Origin of the sequence: Streptomyces caatingaensis (assembly GCF_001187435.1) — a bacterium.
Lineage (GTDB): Bacteria > Actinomycetota > Actinomycetes > Streptomycetales > Streptomycetaceae > Streptomyces > Streptomyces caatingaensis.
The window spans coordinates 304879-318677 of record NZ_LFXA01000002.1 but is presented as its reverse complement, the minus strand read 5'-3'; the positions used below and the strand labels follow the sequence as shown (position 1 = coordinate 318677).

Here is a 13799-nt window from a genome sequence, read left to right as displayed (position 1 = left end):
ATGTCTGACGAGCAAGGGGTTACCGCCCGAGAGACCTATGACCCGCACAGCAGCATCGACAAGTGGCTTCGACTGTGGCGGGAAGAGCGACTCTTCGAGGCGGAGGAGCTGACGCCAGCGAGCCCGAAAGACGAGCAGCGGACCCTCGTCGTCAGCATGTTTCCTTACCCTTCGGGTGACCTCCACATGGGACACGCCGAGGTGTACAGCATCAGCGACACGATGGCCCGCTTCGCACGCATGCGTGGTCAACAGGTGCTGAACCCCATCGCGTGGGACTCCTTCGGCCTGCCTGCCGAGAACGCAGCCCGCAAGCGGAACCTCGACCCCCGTGACTGGACGTACGGCAACATCGATATCCAGGCGGAATCGTTCGAACGCCTCGGCATCTCCTTCGACTGGCGAACCAGGTTCCACACCTCGGACCCGGAGTACTACCGCTGGAACCAGTGGCTGTTCCTGAAGATGTTCGAACGCGGCCTCGCCTACCGTAAGGAAGCCCCGGTCAACTGGTGCCCCAGTGACGAGACGGTCCTGGCGAACGAACAGGTCATCCAAGGCCAGTGTGAACGTTGCGGCACCGACGTAGTGAAGCGCAACCTCACCCAGTGGTTCTTCCGCACAACGGCCTACGCACAGCGGTTGCTGGACGACATGGAGCAACTGCAAGGCAAGTGGCCGGACGAGATCCTGAGCATGCAGCGGAACTGGATCGGCCGTTCCACCGGTGCCCACATTGACTTTCAGATCGAGGGCCGCAGCGAGCCAGTTCGCGTTTTCAGCACCCGGCCCGACACCCTCTACGGCGCCACCTTCTTCGTCGTAGCTGCCGACTCAGCATTGGCCGACGAACTCTGCGACGCCGAGCACCGAGTGGCCTTCGAGGAGTACCGAGCCGGCCTCGCTTCCAAGGCTGAAATGGAAAGACTGGCCATCGACCGACCCATGACCGGCGTATTTCTCGGCCGCTACGCAGTCAACCCGGTCAACGGTGAGAGGCTCCCCACCTACGCCGCCGACTACGTTCTGGCCGACTATGGCACCGGAGCCGTCATGGCTGTGCCGGCCCACGACCAGCGCGACCTGAACTTCGCCCGCGCCTTCGGCCTCCCAGTCCGTGCTGTCGTCGACACGGGCGAGCCTGACCCGGCTGACACAGGCATCGCAACGGCTGGTGACGGCGTGCTCATGAACTCGGGTCCGCTCAACGGCCTGCGCAAGGAAGCGGCCATCACCGCGGTCATCGCCGACCTGGAGGAGCGAGGCGTCGGTCATGGAGCTGTCACCTACCGCCTGCGAGACTGGCTCCTGTCGCGACAGCGGTACTGGGGAACACCGATCCCCATCATTTACTGCGACTCATGTGGGGCCGTCCCTGTTCCGGAGGAGCAGTTGCCGGTCAAGCTCCCCGAAGGTGGTTACACGCTGCGCCCGGAGGGTGGAAAGTCGCCCCTGGAGACTGCAAGTGCATGGGTAGAGGTGAACTGCCCTGCTTGCGGACAACAGGCTCGTCGGGACACCGACACCATGGACACCTTCGTCGACTCCTCGTGGTACTTCCTGCGGTACCCCAACCCCCGTTACAAGGATGGCCCGTTCGACCCGGCCGGTATGGCGGCATGGCTGCCCGTCGACGAGTACGTCGGCGGGAAGGAGCACGCGACGGGCCACCTGATGTACGCCCGGTTTTTCACCAAAGTGCTCCACGACCTTGGACTGGTCCCCTTCACTGAACCGTTCACTCGCCTGACCAACCAGGGCCAGGTCATCATGAACGGCAAGGCCATGAGCAAGAGCCTGGGCAACCTGGTCAACCTTCAGGAGCAAATCGCCCAGCACGGCCCTGATGCAGTTCGGGTCACGATGCTGTTCGCCAGCCCGCCCGAAGACGACATTGACTGGGCGGACGTGTCGCCGGCTGGGTCAGTGAAGTGGCTCGCGCGGGTCTGGCGCCTGGCCGGCGACGTCGGTAACGCTTCTCCAGCGCCCGCGAACCCCACGGGGGACCTCGATCTCCGTAAGGTGGTCCACCGGCTGGTGGACGAGGCCACGCAGGCGATGGAGAACAAGAGGTTCAATGTCGGCATCGCCCGCATGATGCAGCTCACAAACATGCTCCGACAAGCTGTCGATCGTCAGCCAGGCTCGGGTGATGGCGCCGTCCAGGAGGGCACTGCGGCACTGGTCCGCATGCTGTCCTGCGTCGCTCCGTTCACAGCAGAGGAGTGCTGGGTCCGGCTGGGCCACGAGTCTTCCGTGCTCAAAGCGGGGTGGCCAGATGTCGACTCGGCGCTCCTGGTCGAGGAGAAAGTGACATGCGTCGTACAAGTGGCCGGCAAGTTCCGTGATCGCATTGAGGTCTCGCCGGACATCAGTGAGGAGGAATTGCGGGAGCTGGCTTTCCGATCTCAGAAGGTCCGGGCAGCACTTGATGGCACAAGCGTGGCGAAGACCATTGTGCTTGCCCCGAAGCTGGTGAACTTCGTGCCAGCCCGCGGCTAGGGATTGCTGGATGTCCGTATGGCCTCTATGGCCATACGGACGATGCATTCATGGGCTCGTGCATGATGGCGAGCCCTCCTGATCTCCCCCCGGTGAGATCGACCGTGCCACCCCGACCGCAGGGTACGCGAGGGAGGGACCGTTTCACGTGGGTTACACCCGAGGCCGCACCATCACACACTGCCCATACTGCGGATCAGCCTATCCAGTTGGGGCCAAGTGGCCCAGAGACTGTCCAGGATGCGGAGAAACGAACTGGGCAAACCCTCTGCCTGTTGCAGTCGCACTCCAGCCCGTCATCACACGGACCGGGACGTCGGGATTGGTGGTGGTACGGCGAGACGTCGAGCCCTGTCGGGGTCAACTGGCCTTCCCCGGCGGGTACATAGAGGTGGGAGAAACCTGGCAAGAGGCTGCTGCCCGGGAGTTAAAAGAAGAGACCGGACTCGACGCTACCGCGAATGGAATTCAGCTCTTCGATGCCTGGAGTGCGGTCAACACCCTCGATATATTCGCCTTACTACCCGCCCGGGACGCAGAGGCTCTTCCGATGCCAGCCCCAACGGCAGAAACGTCGGAGTGGTTCGTGCTCCACGAGGCTACTGCTCTCGCCTTCCCTGCTCATAGTGCAGCGATGCGGGCATATTTCTCCCTGGATCGGGTTCTGCGCTGATGCCGCGCCGGCGGCATAGGTCTGGTTGCCGAAGGGCACCTCCGACAACCAGAAACTCCCTGTGAATCTACTCGGTGACCGCGCCTGAGCTTGGGCGCCAGTCGGCAGTTATGGAGGCGTGCCAGCCAAGGCGAGGAGCGTCTCCATAGTCGTCGACGGCCGAGTGCCATACTGCGCGATTGTCCCAGACGGCGATGTCGCCAGGATGCCATCGATGCCGCACCACGAACCGTGGCTGGGTCGCCTGCTCTTCGAGTAGGCGCCTGACCATGGCCTGTTCCAAATCGCTCAATCCCGCAATACGTACAGCCGACGTGCTGTAGTACAGCCCACGCTCTCCGGTCTCAGGGTGATCGATAACCAAAGGGTGTTCGACTTCGAGCTGCTCGTCGGCGCCGGCTCGTGTTGTTGGGGAATATTGTGCCGGGTTTCCCAGGTAGGTCGCGGCGAGTTCGTCGAAGAGGCGCCGCATGGGAAGTGACAGGGCTCGGTAGGCAGCTTGCAGATCCGCCCACATGGTATCTCCCCCGGCGGATGGGGTGATCTTGAGCTGCAACAGTTCGGCGACGAACGGGTTCGTACGCCAAGGACCGCCGATATGCCAATCCTTGGCCGGGCCGTGCTCGGTGGCTACTGGGTTGATGTAGACACTCTCGGGCAGGTGCGGCATCGTTGGGTGGACGAACAGTTCTCCAAAGACCCGACTGAAGCGTTCGAACTCTTCCACATTGAGATCCTGCTCCTTGAAGAACAGAACCTTGCGGTCCAGGAGAGCAGCTCGCAGGGCTGCTCCCGTGCTGACAGTCAGTGGTTTTCGGAGGTCCAGCCCCGCCACTTCTCCGCCAATCGTGGGATTGAGGGGAATGATGTCGAAGTTGTCGGCTACAGCAGTTCGTTCCATTGTTCCTCTCCAGGGTTGACGTTCAGGTCGGATTCAAATCCTGGGTGGCAGTGAACGAGTCAGAGCGAACGGCACCGCAAAGGAGGTCGTACGCCTGGAATCCGACCGATTCGAAGAGTCGACGCGCGTGGTAGTCGGGGTCTACAACGGAGACAAGGCGCCGCACCCCGTCATGCTGTAGTGCCCACTGGGAGGCAAAACTGACGAGGGCCAGACCGACGCCGACCCGTCTGTGACTTGCCATGACCTCAAGCCCCTGCAACCTGGCGAATCCGTGGCCCAGAGCAATCCCACAGCATCCGACTACGCAGCCATCAGCATGTGCGGTGAACCAGGCCCCATTCCCTGCCTTTGATTCGACGCGGTAGAGGTCAAGACGGGCCGCTAAGAACTCTCGGTCGAGAGAACCGGTGACACGGTTAACTCGGAGGTGGAAGTCAAGAAGTTCCTGCCACTGAGCGTCAGATTGCACCACTTCCGTGGGGGTACCCGTTGCACCGGCCCCCTCCATCAAGGAGGTGGCTATCATGCTCAGGCTGTCGTACGGTTCGAAGCCCGCGTCCTTGAAAGCGCGGTAGGCATTCGCTTCGGCCGGGCCGCCTTCCCAGACAATGCGGCCATACCTCGCAGCAGATTGCCCGACTGCCAGTTCCAGCCTCCTGGTCCAAGCGGGCACGTCTTCGAGGCTTGGAGGCGTGGGGAAGACGATTGCGTTGCCGATGCGAAGTCGCGGCAACGCAGGAGTGCTTACGGAGATCCACTCATCGGTCACAGTCACATCTGCTGAATTACCGAGGATCAGCAGATCGCTTTGCAAGGTGAGTGATTTGAGCCAGCCGAGTCTTTGATGGATCTGAACGCCACTCGAGCCCTCATCAGCTATGCCCGCCTTGTGGCCACCGTTCCGATCTCCACCTACGATTCGCGTCCTGCCCAGGCTTCGAAGGCGATCGCCGTTGCCGTTATTCATCTCTGTGCCCCCACTCAAGCCACAGGATCTCCTCCCAGGCTTGTCACTCACGATCTCGGAGTGCCTTTCTGCGCAGCTGCATCTCTGCGCTCGCAGATATACCTATAGATCCGGCCGTCACAATGCTAAACGCAGTCCAGATGCCGAAAAGTGAACCCAGAAGCAACGAGCCACCTCCGAAGAGGAGTAGACCGATGGCGATGGCGGTTGGTTCGTTCTCAACTCCAGGCATTCACCAAACCTCATTCCGGGTTCGTTGCTCTACAGCATGGTGAATGGTGCACTTCGGATGGTGACCGGGCACTCACTTTGTGCCTGGTGAAGGCAGTGCTGGTCTCTCTGTTCCAGCGACATCCCGCTGGTCTCATCCGTGCCAGCGTACTTCTCACGTCTTGGCGGCGAAATCACTCAGGTGATAACGCGATCGGCCTCGGCTCGGGAAAGGCCTGAGCCGAGGCTCCGAGTTGGTCATGCCCTCAGCGGGCCCCGTGTGTCAGCGCTGCGATGGTCTCAAGGAGGAGTGCTACGTTCTCGAGGTTATCGAGTGCGGCGTCGGCCCCGGCTTCGATCAACTCAGCTGTCGTGGTTTTGCCGGAGGCGACCCCGATGACCGCGGATCCGCCTTCGAGGCCGGTCCGGACATCCTCGAGCGAGTCCCCGATGATGACGGTATTGGCACGATCGAAGACTGCACCATGCTTGGCTTGAGCCCTCTCCTGCGCGATGGCGACAAGCGCCGGCCGATGTTGATCATCGGAGGCGAATCCGCCGATCTCCGTGTCCAGAAAGCCGGCGAGGTTGAAGGCGTCGAGCTTCAGCAGAGCGTTGGGCTTGAGGTTGCCTGTGACCACGGTCGGGACGTAGCCCGGGTGGTCGCATACCGCGCTAAGCGCGGCGACGGCACCCGGCATGAGAACACCCTGCTGCCGCAGATCTTCCGTATGAGCAGCAAGCCGCTGCGGCAGGAGTTCAACCATGCGTGGAAGGAGGGTGGGGACCTCATTCTCCGGCACGCCGTTATTCACAAGCAGGCTGCGAATGGCCAGAGGCATCGTGACCCCTGTGCCTCGCGCGGGCAGCTGGTCGGCGCTCCTGCCAACGACCTCGGCAAAGGTTTCTCGGTAGACCTGTCGGTCGACATCGCCGACGTACAGCAGCGTTCGATCAATGTCCCAGAGCACGAGCACTCGGCTGTCATCAACCACGTTCAGTTCCCCATCTTTGTCAAGACAGCAGTACGTTCCAGCAGGTCACGAGCGTAGGGGGTATGGCTGACTGGCGTCAGCTCCTCAATGACGGTGCGCAAATGCTCATGCAGCCGGGCGGACTGGAGGTGTTCGCCAAGGGCCACGGCCTCATGCGCTGTCGCGCATCCTGCTTCAAGTTCACCGGCTCGGATCTGCGCAGTGGCCGCTCGGGAGAGGAACAAGGCGCGTGTCCGTAGGTCGCTGGGGGTGAGTGCGTCGTGGGCCTGTGTGAAGCTGCCGATGGCTTGCCCAGGGTCTCCGAGTTCGAGGTAGCAGCTGCCGGCCTGGCCGTGGATTTCGCCCTCGTTGATCCAGTAGAGCCAGTGCGGATCGTTTTCTGAGCGGCCTTGTGCGCATAGTTCACCAGCCAGGCCAAGGGCCCTGAGCGCTGCTTTGCCCTCACCGAGAACGGCATGCCCGCGAGCCTGGCGCGTAAGGAGCATGGCTTCCAAGGCGGGAGCATGCAGCGTCTTGATCTTCTCTCGAGCGGCCTGAGCGGCAACGACGGCATCGCGTGGATATCCCGTGGAGTAGCTGTGAATCGCGATGTACGACAGGGCGCCGGCGCCCAGCCGCACATCCCCGGAAGCGTGGGCTGCTCGAAGGGCGGCGAGGAAGTACCTCTGAGCATGGGCGTGTTGCCCGGCATCGAAGGCGAACCACCCTGTCTGGGTGGCGGTGTCGGCTGCTATGCCTGCGAGTCTGTGTCCGGCGGCTTCGGTATGGGTGCCTTGTTTGAGGATGCGTAGCACCAGTTCGAGGTGTGCGCTGCCGAGGTCAGCAAGCGTGCCGCTTCCGGCGGCAGCGTCCATGAGCCGTAGGTGATCTGTCGTGCCTTGGAGGTGTGCGAGCAGTGAGTCGGGTATTGGCCTGCCGTCCTGCGCTCGCAAGAGGGGCTCGGCTTCCGCCGTCCCCCAGTGGTGTACGTACGCGGTTAACTCGATGCCTCTGCGGGAGAGGAGGGTTCCGTGGTCCAAGGCCCGATGGCCTGCGGCCTCCCGTAGCGCCGCGACCATACGGTCCACGGTCCACGGCAACGCCGGGTCCTGGTCGCCATCATCCTTTGCCGTGGTGTCCTGCGGCTCAGCGGAGTTCCCTGGAAGGGGTAGGCGGAGGAGTCCAGCCGGCGCTCCGAGCCCGGCGAGGAACTCGGTGATCTTGTCGATGTTTGTGAGGCGCCGTTGTCCGGACTCCAGCATCGATAAGAACGCCTGGCTCAGCCCGGTAAGTGCGGCAACGTCCTCCTGCCGCAAGGCTCCACGTTGCCGGACAAGGCGGCTGACCCTGCTGAAGTCCCAGGCTGCCAGTGCCTCCCGGACATCGACGTCCCTCCATACCTCTTCCGGCACAGCACCACCCGCGGCAGCGTGCGACGGCAGGTGTCGGATGCATGTTGCGCATCTGTCCTCCGCGTTGTACCTGCTCAATCGACAGCCGCACCCCGTGCAGCGCCGCTCAGCCGGTTGAACCACACACGCCTCCCGAGTGCGCCAGCCTCTGCTCCAATGAGCCCCCCGGAGCTGAATCACACCAGTGATATCACCGAAGAGATGTGCGCACGCGCGTTCTAGCGAAGAGTCTTTGCTCTTGCCGTGGCCATGGTCAGACGAGGTCCACGCTCCCCACCGCGGCCCCGGCTCGCGGAGCGAGCACAGGCCCCGGGCAACGCCTGACACCCCAGAGACGGCAACCCAAGGGGACTCGACCAACGCACATTTAGAGGAGATTTAAGTGGTGTCGCCCACATATACGTGGACGCCTGGTCGCATGCCGGAAGAAGTCCCCATACGCCGCATTCATGGCTTTTGTTTCGACGACGCCGGGCGGGTGCTTCTGAGGGAGTTGCCGGGTCGCTCTGAACTTCCTGGGGTTGAACCGCGCCCAGATGCCGACAACGCCGAGACCGCGCTCGTGCAGGGATGTCTGGAGCTGTGCAGGGTCTCAATCTCGGAGCCGTTCTACCTCGGATACCAGCGTGTCGATGAGAACAATGGCACGCCACCGTATGCCGAGCTCAAAATGGTGGCCCATGTGACTGCCTTTCACCCGCTCAATAGCATAACGGGCATTCACCCGGCGTACCGGCGGGTGCTGAGTCCGGTCAGCGCTGTCCCGGCCATTCTGCACTGGGGCGTTGAAGGGCTCCTGCAAACAGCAGCTGCGGCCATCGCTGCTATGGACATTCTCCGGTTGGATCTGTCAGGCAACCACGATGAGGCGTACCGCGATTGACGACTTCTAGTGATGTCCCTCCCGACGCTCGAGAGGGTCTTCATCGAATAGCACGGTCGCCCTTCTCGTTAGCGCTAACTTCCCTGGCTCGTGTCACCCGCAGCTCCTTGTCTCCATTGACATGCTGTCGATGTGCATACGGGCCCCCGGCCGACGTAGGCGGCGGACTCCACCGAACGTCTGGTGCAGAGGTTCCCATGAAAGGTGAGAGCGCGATGACCGGCCCGTACGAGTTCCGCCCGGTGTATCACCCCGCCGGATTTGACGATGCCCTGCGAGTCGCGGTGGAGGAGGTGCGCGCCGGGCGGTGGGTCGCGATGCGGGATCTGCTCGCCCAGGCGGGTACCGATTGGGCTCTGCGGACGGTGCGTACTCAGGTGCTGGGCGTGGTGGCCGCCGGGACCACGGCCGTGGAGGCGTGGTCGGAGGAGGAGCGGGACAGCCTCGATGCGCGGGTGATGTGGGCCCGGGTGTTGGTCCAGCGGGCGCGGCGTGCTCACCGGAAGCGTTACTACGGCGTTCACGATCTTGAGATCGTGGCACGTCAGGCGTGCTTGGTCGCCGCTGAGGCGGTGCCGGCCGATCCGGTGCCTTGGGTGTGCCTGCTGGCCCTGGCCCGGCTCGATGAACATCAGGAGCGAGCCGAGCACCGAGTCCGGGCGTGGGAGCACATGCTGCCGCCCGGCCCCTGGGGGCTCCTTCGGCAGGTCTGGGACCGTGACCAGTACCCCCGCGAAGCCTTCCATCACATGCTCGAGTTCCTCAATGGCTGCACCGCAGGCGCTGCCGCTATGGCCTCAGCAGTCGACTTCGGACGGTGGGTGGCCTCATGGGCCCCATTCGGGTCGGCGCTGCTCGCGCTTCCCCTGTATGCCTACACCGAGTCCTACCGTCAGCAGTTAGATGAGGCACGTCGCAAGGGGCGGGAGCATCCGCTCCTCCGACGGCAGTGGGCCGAAGATCCTGCTCGCGGCGACGCTCTCAAGGCGTTCCACCACTGGTTCGCCGCGATCGCGCAGTCGGATCCGCTAAGGCACTCGGTAGCAGACCTTTCTCATCTCGCCTTCGCGCTGTGGGCTGCCCACCGGTACGTCGATGCGGCCATGGTCTTCGAAGTCCTGGGCCATCATGCGGCCTTGCAGCCGTGGGTCCATGTCGCCGACGACCCCCACCGCCCGGAGTCGGCCGAGGCCGCATTCGTACGCGCGCGGGGCCAGTGCCTGACCGCGGCGGGAATGTCGAACTGGAGCTAATTGTCATGAGCGCAACCATCCAAGCGAACTTGCGCCATTTCACCAAATGTTGGAGGTCTTTCGTGTCCATCCGCAGCCGACGGCTCCGTCTGGTCGACCGGCAGTCGCAGGACCCGCGTGACGACGAGTTGCTCCGCACTCTCGGGTACAAGCCGGTGCTCACCCGGCGCATGGGCCCGTTCGGCAACTTCGCCATCAGCTTCTCGGTCATCTCCGTCCTGTCCGGCTGCATGACGCTGTACGGCTTCGGCCTGAACACAGGCGGCCCCGCGGTGATGATGTGGGGCTGGATCGCCGTCGGCATCATGGTCATGTTCGTCGGCGCGGGCCTGGCCGAGGTCACCAGCGCGTACCCGACCTCGGGCGCCTTGTACTACATGGCCGATCAGCTCGGCTCGAAGAGGTGGGGCTGGTACACCGGCTGGCTCAACCTACTCGGCCTGCTCGGTGCAATCGCCGGCATCGACTATGGAGCCGCCCTGTTCGCCGGCGCCTTCGCCAACCTGCAATGGGGCTTCGAGCCGACGCCCGGCAAGACCATGGTCATCTACCTGTGCATCCTGCTCCTGCACGGCCTGCTCAACCTCTTCGGCGTCCGTCTGGTCAGCGTCCTCAACTCCATCAGCGTCTGGTGGCACATCACGGGCGTCGCCGTCATCGTCGGCGTGCTGTGGGCCGTGCCCTCCCACCACCAGTCGGCATCGTTCGTGTTCGGGAAGTTCGTCAACGACACCGGCTGGAACTCGCACTGGTACGTCGTCCTCATCGGCCTGCTGCTCGCCCAGTACACGTTCTCCGGCTACGACGCCTCCGCCCACCTGTCGGAGGAGACCACCGGCGCCCAGATCAACGCCGCCCGCGGCATCGTCCGCGCCATCACCTGGTCCTGGATCGCCGGCGGCGTCCTCCTCGCCGGCCTCACCTTCGCCATCCAGGACTACAGCGGCACCCAGAACACCGACACGGGCGTGCCGCCGGCGCAAGTCTTCCTCGACGCCCTCGGCACTGGCGGCGCGAAGGCCCTGCTGCTGATCGTGATCGTGGCGCAGCTGTTCTGCGGCAACGCCGAGGTCGCCGCCTGCTCCCGGATGGTCTTCGCCTTCTCCCGGGACGGCGCCCTGCCGGGGTCACAGTGGTGGCGGCGGGTCTCTGACCGCACCCGCACACCCGTCCACGCCGTGTGGCTGTCCGTCGTCGTCGCCGGCGTCCTCGCAGCCCCATCCCTGTACAGCTCGACCGCCTACGGCGCGGTAACGGCGATCAACGTCATCGGCATCACCCCCGCCTACGCCATCCCGATCTTCCTACGCCTGCGCAACCGCCACACCTTCCGCCCCGGCCCCTGGACCCTAGGCAGCTGGGGCCCGTTCGTCGGATGGATCGCCGTGCTCTGGGTAGCGTTCGTGACCGTGCTCTTCCTGCTCCCCCAGAGCTACCCGGTGACGGCCGACACCTTCAACTACGCCCCCGTCGCCCTGGCCGCCGTCCTGCTCCTGGCCACCATCTGGTGGCACGTAGCCGGCCGCCGCTCCTACGAGACCCCCACCTACGGCAACGCCCGCGAGACCGCCGAACTCGAGGAAGAGATCGTCTGATGGAGACCACTACGCCGAATCGCTTCACCGCTGCCCGCGAGCGGACCGCGGCAAGCCGCCTCGCGGGGCGCCTCACCATCGACGGACTCCGAAAGCACGTCCGGTCTGGGCAGGTGGACACCGTGCTGCTCGCTCTCCCCGATCTTCAGGGCCGTCTGAAGGGCAAACGCTACGGCGCACGGCACTTCGTCGAGCGCATCGCCACAGGGGATGCGGACATGTGCGCGTACATCCTGGCCACCGACGTCGACATGACCCCGGCGGACGGCTTCGCGCTGACCTCCTGGGACAGCGGCTACCAGGACCTGCGCGCCGTGCCCGACCTGTCCACCATCCGCGCGCTTCCGTGGATGCCCCGCACGGTGCTGGTGCACGCCGATGCCCAGGACCATCAAGGACAGCCGCTCGAGGCGGCGCCACGGCAGATGCTGCGCCACCAGCTTGCACGGCTGGCCGACCGCGGGCTTACCGTCAAGGCCGGTCTGGAGACCGAGTTCATCCTCTACCAAGGCAGCTATGCCCAAGCCGCCGAAACCGGCTATCGGGACCTCCAGCCCGTGGCGACCGACAACCTCGACTACGCGCTCGACCACAACCCGGCCCTCGACCGCTTCCTGCGCCGACTCCAAGCCGCGTTAGAGGGTGCCGGGCTGCCAGTCGAAGCTATCAAGACCGAGTCCGCCCCTGGCCAGGTGGAAGTCACCTTCCCGTACGGGGACGCTCTGGCCGCCTGCGACGGACACACGGTCCTCAAGCACGCCGTACGCTCCATCGCCCAACGGTCAAGAATGGCCCCGACCTTCATGGCCGCTCCCGCGACCGGCCTGGCCAACGGCCTCCACCTCCACCTGTCTTTGTGGCGCGGTAGCCGCTCAGCGCTCGCGGTCGACGACACTCTCTCCCCGCTCGCGCTCCAGGCCATTGCGGGGCTGGTCGACTCCCTGGCTGACCTCGCTCCGCTCTACGCGCCCACCATCAACTCCTACAAACGGTTCACCAACGAGTCGTTCGCACCGACCCGCTTGGCGTGGGGATTCGACAACCGCACCTGCGCAGTACGGATCGTCGGCCAGGGCGACGGCCTGCACCTCGAGATCCGCCTCCCGGGAGCGGACGCCAACCCCTACCTCGCCCTCGCCGCCGCCATCGCCACCATCACGGACGCCATCGACCACGACATGCAGCCCCCGCCGCCGTTCACCGACAACGCCTATCAGGCGGACAGCGCACGGAGCGTCCCCCTCTCGCTCCAAGAAGCTCTCAATGACTTCCACGAAAGCCCGGTAGCGCTGAAAGCATTCGGCGCCAGCGTGGTTGAGCACTACGTACGTCTTGCTCAGATCGAACTCGATGCGCACCGCAGCATCGTCACCGATGCCGAACTTCGGAGGTGGTTCGACAAAGCCTGAATTCGATCTCCCGGTGGTCCGGGCTGCCGGGACCGAGATTCCGGCAGCCCCACCTAAGATCCCGCAGTTCTGACCTACCGAAGGTGGATCTGCCTTTCATGAACGTACGATTCGGTACCTACAACCTTTACAAGCTCGCCATACCGAGGGCTCGGGGAGAGCGGAACCGCTACGAACAGGTGGTGCGCATCATCCGCACCATGGGCGTCCATGTTCTCGCCGTCCAGGAGATCATCGGGGCCGAGCCCGACGACGGCGCCAAGGTCCTGTGGCAGCTGGCCGACGACACCGGTCTGACCTGCACCACGGCGCCCGACCCGACCACCGGTACCCCCGCCGGCCCCGCGCTGGCCTCCAGCCAGCACCACTTCCACACCGGCCTGCTCTGGCACCCCGACCTCACCGCCGTACCCGGCGGGTGGCGGGCCTACAACGGGTCACCCGACTTCTGGCACAGCCTGGCAACGCTCGTCCTCGACACCAGCGGCCCCCAGGTGAAGTTCGCGTCCTTCCACGCCGATCCCTTCCGCCCCGACTGGCGCTACAACGAAGCCCGCCGCGTCACCAGCGCGTTCCGCGCCGGTGTCCCGGGCGCCATCGGGGCCGACTGGAACGCGATCAGTGCCGACCACCGCACCGACGGCACCCTCTTCGACGACGATCCGTACACCGCCCAGGACCACATCGACCTCGAGTACCAAGTCGAATGGCGGGACGATCCCACCGCGCCGCCGAAGGCCGACCGTCGGGCTAGCGAAGTCCTGCGCCGGGGCGGCCTCCTCGATACAGCCGCCGTCCTCGACGTGCCCTGGGAGCCGACCACCGGGCACTGGACGGACGGCCAGGGCGACCCGGACCGGTGGGGGCCACGGCGCATCGACACCATCCGCATCACCGAGCGCCTCGTCCCGGCCCTGCGGGCGCACCGCACCGTCCGCACGCCCGACACGCTCGCCGCATCCGACCACCTGCCCGTCGTCGTGGACTTGGCTCTCCCGTAGGTTTCCCGGTAGTAGG

The 13799-nt window shown here is 64.6% G+C and carries 11 protein-coding genes; 7 read left to right on the top strand and 4 right to left on the bottom strand.

What is annotated here, in order from left to right; translation table 11 throughout:
• Together leuS and AC230_RS30595 are read left to right on the top strand one after the other, a co-directional pair.
• Entirely contained in the window at positions 1 to 2502 is a 2502-nt protein-coding gene (leuS, locus tag AC230_RS02220; protein ID WP_049714213.1) for a leucine--tRNA ligase, read from the top strand.
• A 148-nt stretch (positions 2503 to 2650) separates the two neighbouring features.
• Entirely contained in the window at positions 2651 to 3175 is a 525-nt protein-coding gene (locus AC230_RS30595) for an NUDIX domain-containing protein (RefSeq protein WP_078870891.1), read from the top strand.
• A 67-nt stretch (positions 3176 to 3242) separates the two neighbouring features.
• Here AC230_RS30595 and AC230_RS30590 read toward each other — a convergent pair whose 3' ends face one another.
• From AC230_RS30590 to AC230_RS02205, 4 genes are all read right to left on the bottom strand, one after another.
• The gene (locus tag AC230_RS30590) at positions 3243 to 4076 is read right to left on the bottom strand and encodes a TauD/TfdA dioxygenase family protein (RefSeq protein ID WP_078870890.1); all 834 of its coding nucleotides are present in this window, start codon (positions 4074 to 4076) and stop codon (positions 3243 to 3245) included.
• 22 nt (positions 4077 to 4098) lie between these two features.
• The gene (locus AC230_RS30585) at positions 4099 to 5046 is read right to left on the bottom strand and encodes a GNAT family N-acetyltransferase (protein ID WP_078870889.1); all 948 of its coding nucleotides are present in this window, start codon (positions 5044 to 5046) and stop codon (positions 4099 to 4101) included.
• Between the two features lie 476 nt (positions 5047 to 5522).
• The gene (locus AC230_RS02210) at positions 5523 to 6251 is read right to left on the bottom strand and encodes an HAD family hydrolase (protein WP_078870888.1); all 729 of its coding nucleotides are present in this window, start codon (positions 6249 to 6251) and stop codon (positions 5523 to 5525) included.
• A gap of 2 nt (positions 6252 to 6253) precedes the next feature.
• Positions 6254 to 7642, bottom strand: coding sequence for a helix-turn-helix domain-containing protein (locus AC230_RS02205; RefSeq protein WP_049714211.1), 1389 nt, complete (start codon positions 7640 to 7642; stop codon positions 6254 to 6256).
• 418 nt (positions 7643 to 8060) lie between these two features.
• Here AC230_RS02205 and AC230_RS32375 point away from each other — a divergent pair, with 418 nt between their 5' ends.
• The 5 genes from AC230_RS32375 (at position 8061) to AC230_RS02185 (ending at position 13783) form a co-directional block, all read left to right on the top strand.
• Positions 8061 to 8525 (top strand): hypothetical protein, encoded by a 465-nt coding sequence (locus AC230_RS32375; RefSeq protein ID WP_157868485.1) that lies wholly within the window; start codon positions 8061 to 8063, stop codon positions 8523 to 8525.
• A 215-nt stretch (positions 8526 to 8740) separates the two neighbouring features.
• Positions 8741 to 9778, top strand: a complete 1038-nt coding sequence (locus AC230_RS02200) for a hypothetical protein (protein ID WP_107082037.1) — start codon at positions 8741 to 8743, stop codon at positions 9776 to 9778.
• 89 nt (positions 9779 to 9867) lie between these two features.
• Positions 9868 to 11373, top strand: coding sequence for an amino acid permease (locus tag AC230_RS02195; RefSeq protein WP_422125555.1), 1506 nt, complete (start codon positions 9868 to 9870; stop codon positions 11371 to 11373).
• The gene (locus tag AC230_RS02190) at positions 11373 to 12782 is read left to right on the top strand and encodes a glutamine synthetase family protein (protein WP_078870886.1); all 1410 of its coding nucleotides are present in this window, start codon (positions 11373 to 11375) and stop codon (positions 12780 to 12782) included. Before AC230_RS02195 ends, AC230_RS02190 begins: the two co-directional genes overlap by 1 nt.
• A 98-nt stretch (positions 12783 to 12880) precedes the next feature.
• The gene (locus AC230_RS02185) at positions 12881 to 13783 is read left to right on the top strand and encodes an endonuclease/exonuclease/phosphatase family protein (protein WP_157868484.1); all 903 of its coding nucleotides are present in this window, start codon (positions 12881 to 12883) and stop codon (positions 13781 to 13783) included.
• The last annotated feature ends 16 nt before the right edge of the window (positions 13784 to 13799 follow it).

What these genes read in the sequence shown, in the direction of transcription:
- leuS (WP_049714213.1), top strand. Translation starts at nt 1, where the DNA reads ATGTCTGACGAGCAAGGGGTTACCGCCCGAGAGACCTATGACCCGCAC.
- AC230_RS30590 (WP_078870890.1), bottom strand. Translation starts at nt 4,076, where the DNA reads ATGGAACGAACTGCTGTAGCCGACAACTTCGACATCATTCCCCTCAAT.
- AC230_RS30585 (WP_078870889.1), bottom strand. Translation starts at nt 5,046, where the DNA reads ATGAATAACGGCAACGGCGATCGCCTTCGAAGCCTGGGCAGGACGCGA.
- AC230_RS32375 (WP_157868485.1), top strand. Translation starts at nt 8,061, where the DNA reads ATGCCGGAAGAAGTCCCCATACGCCGCATTCATGGCTTTTGTTTCGAC.
- AC230_RS02200 (WP_107082037.1), top strand. Translation starts at nt 8,741, where the DNA reads ATGACCGGCCCGTACGAGTTCCGCCCGGTGTATCACCCCGCCGGATTT.
- AC230_RS02190 (WP_078870886.1), top strand. Translation starts at nt 11,373, where the DNA reads ATGGAGACCACTACGCCGAATCGCTTCACCGCTGCCCGCGAGCGGACC.
- AC230_RS02185 (WP_157868484.1), top strand. Translation starts at nt 12,881, where the DNA reads ATGAACGTACGATTCGGTACCTACAACCTTTACAAGCTCGCCATACCG.